The following is an 850-nucleotide window of genomic DNA, read 5'->3' as shown; positions in this document are numbered from 1 at the left end:
GGGGTGACCCATTCGAGGGTTCCGGGCGCACCGAGGATGGATTTTCGGCCTTCAACCACCGCATCGTCAACGTCTCGTCCGTGAGCGATTGCGGAGTAGAAGCCCCGGGCGAAGTCGATCGCAGCGCGGTCGCTCACGCTGAACTGCATGGCGGCCACCGCGCTGATGCCGCCACGCACCAGAGCGGCGGCGGTTCCGGAGAACACATCCTGGGATCCTTCTTCGCCGGAAGAGCAGGAGTTCAACACCACCAGCCGAAGAGTGCCGTCGGGCTGATACAGCAGGTCGGCCAGTTGGTCGGCTCCCACCAAATTCGCCTGGCCGCCTTCACCAACCAGGGCGATTTGACCCTGATCCGTGGTCGTGTCGTAGTCGCCGTGGCCGATGAAGTGCAGCACATGCCACTTTCTGGGCGCTAACAACTTATCCTGCACATCATCCCAACTGGCCTGCACCAACCACTCCAGTTCGACCAGACCCTCCCTGATCGGCCCGGCCAACGCCTTAGACAGACGCTCCTGCTCAGCCGCGACATCCAGACGCGGCATCCCCCGCGGCGAGGCGACCAGACCCAGCACCCGCAGGGGAGGGGTCACCTTCAAAGGTTCGGGGGTAAAGGGAGCGGGCACGTGCCGCACCAGCGGCTCCTTGCGGCAGATGTACGCGTCGATCTCGGCATCAAACAACGCCTCCCACGGCAGTGCGGCAAGCTGCGGTGCGGTCAGGCGCAGCACCACCCGCAACGGTTCACCGCGCTGCTGCGCAACACCCAGGCTGGCCCGATAGGAGCCCAACACCGGACCGCTAAACAGCGTCTCGAACAACTGCCGTCCCACTTCACGCAGCCGCT

1 protein-coding gene is annotated in these 850 nt (G+C 64.7%); it reads right to left on the bottom strand.

Translation table 11 applies throughout. From position 1 onward, the window contains the following. A partial coding sequence (locus A5692_RS01540) for a CHAT domain-containing protein (RefSeq protein ID WP_197514316.1) occupies positions 1 to 824 on the bottom strand: 824 nt, incomplete at its 3' end. Positions 825 to 850 lie beyond the last annotated feature (26 nt).

The organism is Mycobacterium sp. E342, from assembly GCF_001667665.1.
Classification (GTDB): domain Bacteria; phylum Actinomycetota; class Actinomycetes; order Mycobacteriales; family Mycobacteriaceae; genus Mycobacterium.
This window is presented reverse-complemented; position numbering and strand designations above follow the sequence as displayed.